The organism is uncultured Vibrio sp., assembly GCF_947488985.1.
GTDB lineage: Bacteria > Pseudomonadota > Gammaproteobacteria > Enterobacterales > Vibrionaceae > Vibrio.
In genome coordinates, this window is the sequence record NZ_CANLBV010000024.1 from 44,461 (window position 1) to 50,468 (window position 6,008).

Annotated in this window: 5 protein-coding genes and 7 tRNA genes; 10 read left to right on the top strand and 2 right to left on the bottom strand. The window is 43.5% G+C overall.

Features of this window, described 5'->3' with window-relative positions; translation table 11 throughout:
• Window positions 1-65 precede the first annotated feature (65 nt).
• Window positions 66-986 (bottom strand): glutaminase B, encoded by a 921-nt coding sequence (gene glsB / locus Q1A70_RS07980; RefSeq protein WP_299688685.1) that lies wholly within the window; start codon window positions 984-986, stop codon window positions 66-68.
• 206 nt (window positions 987-1,192) lie between these two features.
• The gene (gene trmB, locus Q1A70_RS07985) at window positions 1,193-1,912 is read right to left on the bottom strand and encodes a tRNA (guanosine(46)-N7)-methyltransferase TrmB (protein ID WP_299688682.1); all 720 of its coding nucleotides are present in this window, start codon (window positions 1,910-1,912) and stop codon (window positions 1,193-1,195) included.
• A gap of 165 nt (window positions 1,913-2,077) precedes the next feature.
• Here trmB and mutY point away from each other — a divergent pair, with 165 nt between their 5' ends.
• From mutY to Q1A70_RS08035, 10 genes are all read left to right on the top strand, one after another.
• Window positions 2,078-3,139: an A/G-specific adenine glycosylase gene (mutY, locus tag Q1A70_RS07990; protein ID WP_299688679.1), complete on the top strand. Its 1,062-nt coding sequence runs from the start codon at window positions 2,078-2,080 to the stop codon at window positions 3,137-3,139.
• A gap of 28 nt (window positions 3,140-3,167) precedes the next feature.
• Entirely contained in the window at window positions 3,168-3,440 is a 273-nt protein-coding gene (locus Q1A70_RS07995) for an oxidative damage protection protein (RefSeq protein WP_004735465.1), read from the top strand.
• Window positions 3,441-3,509: 69 nt separating this feature from the next.
• Window positions 3,510-4,643: a membrane-bound lytic murein transglycosylase MltC gene (gene mltC, locus Q1A70_RS08000; RefSeq protein ID WP_299688676.1), complete on the top strand. Its 1,134-nt coding sequence runs from the start codon at window positions 3,510-3,512 to the stop codon at window positions 4,641-4,643.
• Window positions 4,644-4,746: 103 nt separating this feature from the next.
• A tRNA-Phe gene (locus Q1A70_RS08005) sits at window positions 4,747-4,822 on the top strand.
• A gap of 74 nt (window positions 4,823-4,896) precedes the next feature.
• Window positions 4,897-4,972, top strand: a tRNA-Thr gene (locus Q1A70_RS08010).
• 7 nt (window positions 4,973-4,979) lie between these two features.
• Window positions 4,980-5,055 (top strand) — tRNA-Phe (locus Q1A70_RS08015).
• A 57-nt stretch (window positions 5,056-5,112) separates the two neighbouring features.
• A tRNA-Asn gene (locus Q1A70_RS08020) sits at window positions 5,113-5,188 on the top strand.
• 67 nt (window positions 5,189-5,255) lie between these two features.
• Window positions 5,256-5,331, top strand: a tRNA-Thr gene (locus Q1A70_RS08025).
• Window positions 5,332-5,338: 7 nt separating this feature from the next.
• A tRNA-Phe gene (locus Q1A70_RS08030) sits at window positions 5,339-5,414 on the top strand.
• Between the two features lie 57 nt (window positions 5,415-5,471).
• Window positions 5,472-5,547 (top strand) — tRNA-Asn (locus tag Q1A70_RS08035).
• Window positions 5,548-6,008: the final 461 nt, after the last annotated feature.

The following is a 6,008-nucleotide window of genomic DNA, read 5'->3' on the forward strand; positions in this document are numbered from 1 at the left end:
ATGAACCCTCTAGGAGCATAGCATTCTATAGGACGAAGTCCGTGCTCGAATCTCGTACCTTTCTCTTAGAAAATAGAGCGACCAATACGCTCTGAAAGCAGCTCTAATGCCTTGGTTCCTGCAAGCGAGTTGCCCGAAGGATCCAATTCTGGAGACCACACTGCAATCGTCATCTCGCCCGGAACGATAGCGATAATACCGCCACCGACGCCAGACTTTCCTGGCATACCAACACGATAAGCAAACTCTCCCGCCCCATCGTACAAGCCACATGTGGCGAGCAAAGCATTCAGCTGTTTGGTTTGAACTGGCGTGATGATCTCTTTCTTGGTCTGAACCGACACACCTTTGTTTGCTAAATAGCTAAAGGTCTTCGCCAAGTCGACACAGGTCATTTTAAGCGCACAAGCATGAAAGTAATTGTTAAGTACCGGGATAACATCGTTCTCAAAATTACCAAATGAACGCATCAAATAAGCGATAGCAGCATTACGATCGCTGTGCATCATCTCAGAAGCCGCCACAACCTTGTCATACACAATATGAGTATCACCTGATAGCTGACGCACAAATTCTAATAAACGGTGTCTTGGTGCTGATAGACGGCTTTGTAATAAGTCAGCCACGACAATCGCGCCTGCATTAATAAACGGGTTACGAGGGATGCCGTGCTCCATCTCAAGTTGAATCATCGAGTTAAAGGCTTGTCCTGAAGGCTCCTTACCTACTCGCTGCCATATCTCTTCAGGCTTATACAACACCATCGCCAACGTCAGGCTTAAAGCTTTAGAGATTGATTGCACAGAAAAGGCTTCATTGGCATCGCCAGCTTGAATCACTTCACCTTCATTGGTGTATACCGCAATCGCCAGTTTCTGGTTCGATACACGAGCCAATGCAGGAATATAATCTGCGACCTTTCCCTGACCAATTAAAGGGCGAACTTCTTCTAGGATCTCGGCCAAAATAGCTTGAGTTGGTTTCATATAGGGCACTTCTATATTATTGATTCTTAATGGGTAAGGTATAATTTTATCCTTAAATCTCTATAGCAATAGCAATAGCAATAGCAATAGCAATAGAAGCCTAAGGATAAAAAAGCCAACACTGGAATAATGTTGGCTTTATCCATTTCACAAGGTATGGAGGAAGATTCTAATTAAGATCCACCTTCATTAGCTGTGAGTTAGAATTACTGAGTACGCTTGAACTTAATGTCCCAAACACCATGACCTAAACGGTGGCCACGCGCTTCAAACTTAGTGAGCGGGCGCTCATCCGGACGAGGGATGTAATCACCATCTTCAGCGATGTTCTCAAAGCCAGGAGCAAGGTTCATCACTTCAATCATATGTTCTGCGTAGTTTTCCCAGTCTGTTGCCATGTGGAAAATACCAGTATCAAGTTGCAGCTTACCGCGAACCATCTCTGCAAACTCAGCCTTAACGATACGACGTTTATGGTGGCGAGCTTTGTGCCATGGGTCAGGGAAGAACAGTTGCAGTGTATGCAGGCTGCTATCTGGGATCATGTGTTCAAATACTTCTACTGCATCGTGACACATTACACGCAGGTTAGTTACGCCAGCATCACGTGCTGTACCTAAACAAGCACCAACACCTGGGCTATGAACTTCAATACCTAAGAAGTTTTTCTCAGGTGCGTTCTTTGCCATTTCAACCAGTGATGCACCCATACCGAAGCCAATCTCTAGTACAACTGGGTTATCGTTGCCAAAGACTTCTTTCCAGTTAAGAAGCTCTGGGTTGTAGTCGATACCCATTGTTGGCCAACATTCATTCATCGCGTTTTCTTGGCCTTTGGTTAAGCGGCCTTCGCGGCGAACAAAACTACGGATCTTACGAACCAGTTTGCCGTCTTCAGTATATTCGTTAGTGGTCACTTCACTCATTGATTTTTGCCTGCACATTGATTAATCAAAGCGGGGATTATCCAAAGAATTGCCTTCGGTGCAAGTCTTTCCGTGGATAAATTCCCACACAATTTGTCTGTTTTACATCCAACGTTAAGTGTGGTGCAATTTCGCTTCTAATAATAGCAAAGCATAGAGCATGTCGTGACTCCTTTCGCAACCGCCATATTAAAGTGGTATGACGCCTACGGGCGTAAAGAATTACCTTGGCAACAAAACAAAACCGCCTACACCGTTTGGCTATCTGAAATCATGCTTCAGCAGACTCAGGTTGCCACGGTGATTCCATACTACCAACGCTTCTTGGAACGTTTCCCGACGGTTATTGACCTAGCGAACGCCGAACAAGACGAGGTGCTCCACTTATGGACTGGGCTTGGTTATTACGCACGAGCTCGTAACCTTCACAAAGCAGCCAAGATCGTCGCTGAGCAGTATGGTGGGGAGTTTCCGCTGTCTATCGAAGAGATGAACGCGCTACCGGGTATTGGTCGCTCGACTGCAGCTGCGGTGCTGTCTTCCGTTCATAAACTTCCTCATGCAATTCTTGATGGCAATGTGAAGCGAACGCTTGCAAGAAGCTTTGCCGTTGAAGGTTGGCCTGGACAAAAGAAAGTTGAAAATCAGCTGTGGGAACACGCAGAAGCACACACTCCCAATCAAGATGTCGATAAGTACAATCAAGCAATGATGGACATGGGAGCTATGGTTTGTACTCGTAGCAAGCCTAAATGTACTCTGTGCCCGATTGAAAGCATGTGTGAAGCCAAAAAGCTTGATAGACAACTCGACTTCCCGGGCAAAAAACCTAAGAAAGAAAAACCAGTAAAAGAAACATGGTTTGTGATTCTGTATCACGACAACCAAGTATGGCTCGAACAGCGCCCTCAATCTGGTATCTGGGGCGGATTGTTCTGTTTTCCTCAAAATGAAAACGCAGAGATCGAACATCAACTCGATCTTCGTTCGATCAAAGACACTGAAACCAATTCGATCAAGACCATGATTGCGTTTAGGCACACTTTCAGCCACTACCACTTAGATATCACACCAGTATTAGTAAAATTAGATAAACAACCAGATTTGATAATGGAAGGGACTAAAGGTCTCTGGTATAACTTATCAAAACCGGAAGAAATTGGCCTAGCCGCTCCTGTTAAGCAGCTTATTGAGAGCCTACCCTTTGAACTGAACGACGACGTTTGAATCAACGAACGCGATAAGAGGAACCACTATGAGCCGCACTGTATTTTGTGCTCGCCTCCAGAAAGATGCTGAAGGCCTAGATTTTCAACTTTACCCTGGTGACTTAGGTAAGCGCATCTTTGACAACATCTCTAAAGAAGCTTGGGGACAATGGCAAAGCAAACAAACCATGCTTATCAATGAAAAGAAGCTGAATATGATGGATCCTGAGCATCGTAAACTTCTAGAAACAGAGATGGTTAACTTCCTTTTCGAAGGTAAAGATGTCGTGATTGATGGTTATACTCCACCAAGCGAATAAGACGTTTATTTAAGCATATTTTAATGACATCATAGTTAGCGCTACGATGTCATTTTTGCATGAGGGACTATGAAAAAGCTAAGTTACTTCCTAACAGCCATGTTGTTAACTGGGTGCAGTCGTGAATTTATCGAAAGCATTTATGATGTAAATTACGAGCCAACCAACCGGTTTGTGAAGAATTTAGCAGAACTACCCGGACAATTTGAAAAAGATACCGGGGCGCTAGATTCATTAATAGATAGCTTTTCAGGTAATATTCAAAAACGTTGGGGTAGCAGTGAAATCAAGATAGCAGGTAAGAGTAACTATGTGAAATACATAGATAATTACTTAAGCCGTTCAGAAGTAAATTTTAGCCAAGGCCTGATAACGGTGGAAACGGTTTCCTCTACCGATCCGAAAAAACACCTCAAAAATGCGATCATGACGACCCTTTTGACGCCAGATGATCCGGCACATGTCGATCTATTCTCTTCTAAAAGCATCAAGCTAGAAGGCAAACCTTTCCTCTATAATCAGGTCGTAGACCAAGAAAAAAAGCCTATTCAATGGACTTGGCGAGCAAACCAGTTTGCGGATTACCTGATTGCGAATAATCTAAAGACCAAAGAAGTCGACTTTAAAAAAGCCTACTACGTTGAAATCCCAATGGTAGCCGATCATGCTAGCCAACGTAGTTATCAATATGCCGACATCGTTCGACGAGCCTCTCAGCGTTATGACATCCCTGAAGATTTAATCTACGCCATCATCAAGACAGAGAGTAGCTTCAACCCGTACGCCGTAAGCTGGGCTAATGCGTATGGTCTTATGCAGGTGGTACCTAAAACAGCTGGTCGAGATGTATTTGAACACGTCAAAAAGAAACCTGGTGAACCAAGCCCTGAGTACTTATTCAATCCAGAAAACAACATTGATGCTGGCACCGCATACTTTTACATCCTTAAAAATCGTTATTTGAAAGATGTAAAAAAACCATTAACACTTGAATACAGTATGATCTCAGCCTACAACGGAGGTACTGGTGGCGTGCTCAATACCTTCAGCAAGGACAGAAAGCGAGCAATGCAAGACTTGAACTCGCTGCAACCGAGCCAAGCCTACTGGGCGCTTACCAAGAAGCATCCAAATAAAGAGTCGCGCCGATACCTAGAAAAAGTAACGCAATTCAAAAAAGAATTTAACCAAGGTAAAACATAACCCTCACTTTTGAATAAAAAAACAACGAATGAACGTTTTTTTTAATTATTTTTAAAAAAGGAGTTGACGGTTATGCAGAAAATCCGTTTAATAGCGCCCCGTTGCCCGGATAGCTCAGTCGGTAGAGCAGAGGATTGAAAATCCTCGTGTCGGTGGTTCGATTCCGCCTCCGGGCACCACAATTTGATTTGTTGGTGTCAACACTCTTTAACAGGGAGTAGCAACACGGACAAAAACATAAAGAATTTAGTGTGCCGACTTAGCTCAGTAGGTAGAGCAACTGACTTGTAATCAGTAGGTCACCAGTTCGACTCCGGTAGTCGGCACCATTCTTTTGCCTCGATAGCTCAGTCGGTAGAGCAGCGGATTGAAAATCCGCGTGTCGGTGGTTCGATTCCGCCTCGAGGCACCATTATTTGGTGCTTAACAAATAATGGTCTTTTAAAGACCTGATGTTGACACAAATAATTCCCCCTTAGTTCAGTTGGTAGAACGGCGGACTGTTAATCCGTATGTCGCAGGTTCGAGTCCCGCAGGGGGAGCCATTTTCAAGGGCTTCATTTAAATGAGGTTCTAATGAAGAGTTTACTCTTCAAGCAAAGAATTTAGTGTGCCGACTTAGCTCAGTAGGTAGAGCAACTGACTTGTAATCAGTAGGTCACCAGTTCGACTCCGGTAGTCGGCACCATTCTTTTGCCTCGATAGCTCAGTCGGTAGAGCAGCGGATTGAAAATCCGCGTGTCGGTGGTTCGATTCCGCCTCGAGGCACCATTATTTGGTGCTTAACAAATAATGGTCTTTTAAAGACCTGATGTTGACACAAATAATTCCCCTTTAGTTCAGTTGGTAGAACGGCGGACTGTTAATCCGTATGTCGCAAGTTCAAGTCTTGCAAGGGGAGCCACATTCAAAAGCCAAGTCGAAAGACTTGGCTTTTTTCGTTTTTGCCTAAAACTATTGCATCTCAATACAACTCAACCTAGCCTCCCCCCGCAGGATCTATTTAAAAATAAACCAACCTGGCAACTTTAATTAGCCTAGCAACAATCTGCTCAACAGCTCCTAAAGCTTGTTCCACACAAAACATCATCGCTTTACTTTTTTTTCTTCGAAAATTTAATCTCTATCATATTTTAATACCTTTCTAATATCAGCCATACACAACTTATACCAATTTGATTATTTAATTGGTCAGCTTAGTCCAACTTCGGTAGCACGGGCGTGTTGATCTTTCGTGAGTATTTTTTGAACAGTATGGTAAAAAGTTATAATTTGCTTTGTCAAAAGTAAAACCATAACCAATACCATGCCAAGAACAATGCTAACTGATATTCGCTGGAAACTGCTACTCCAAGTAATGAAAAG

Coding starts and splice junctions, on each gene's coding strand:
- glsB (WP_299688685.1), bottom strand. CDS start 986: ATGAAACCAACTCAAGCTATTTTGGCCGAGATCCTAGAAGAAGTTCGC.
- trmB (WP_299688682.1), bottom strand. CDS start 1,912: ATGAGTGAAGTGACCACTAACGAATATACTGAAGACGGCAAACTGGTT.
- Q1A70_RS07995 (WP_004735465.1), top strand. CDS start 3,168: ATGAGCCGCACTGTATTTTGTGCTCGCCTCCAGAAAGATGCTGAAGGC.
- mltC (WP_299688676.1), top strand. CDS start 3,510: ATGAAAAAGCTAAGTTACTTCCTAACAGCCATGTTGTTAACTGGGTGC.